The following is a 386-nucleotide window of genomic DNA, read 5'->3' as shown; positions in this document are numbered from 1 at the left end:
CCCGGTTTGTTTTTGCAAGCGCCCGACATCAACTGCAAGCGCACGGCATTATCCAAACCACGGAAACCGCTGGACTTATCGACCTTGACTTCAGTCACCGCACCATCGGCACCAATCAAGACCGATAACAGCACGGTCCCGGTTTCTTCATTGCGCAAAGAAGCACGCGGATACTCAGGCTTGCAACCGGCCACATTGAAGTCGATAACGGCCGCAATCGTGCTTGGACCCGCCGCGGCTTTCGGCGCTTCCACTGCAACTGCCGGTGTTTTGGCAAACACTTGCGGTTCCGGTTTGACATTCGATACTGCAGCAATCGTATTTTGCGGCTGAACTTGCGGCTGCACCTGCACTTCCGGTGGCGGAATGAACGGTGGTGGCGGTGC

1 protein-coding gene is annotated in these 386 nt (G+C 56.5%); it reads right to left on the bottom strand.

Annotated elements, in window-relative coordinates:
- A partial coding sequence (locus tag QN359_RS19840; protein WP_323493635.1) for an energy transducer TonB occupies positions 1–386 on the bottom strand: 386 nt, incomplete at both ends.

The organism is Undibacterium sp. 5I2 (assembly GCF_035019605.1).
Lineage (GTDB): Bacteria > Pseudomonadota > Gammaproteobacteria > Burkholderiales > Burkholderiaceae_D > Undibacterium.
This window is presented reverse-complemented; position numbering and strand designations above follow the sequence as displayed.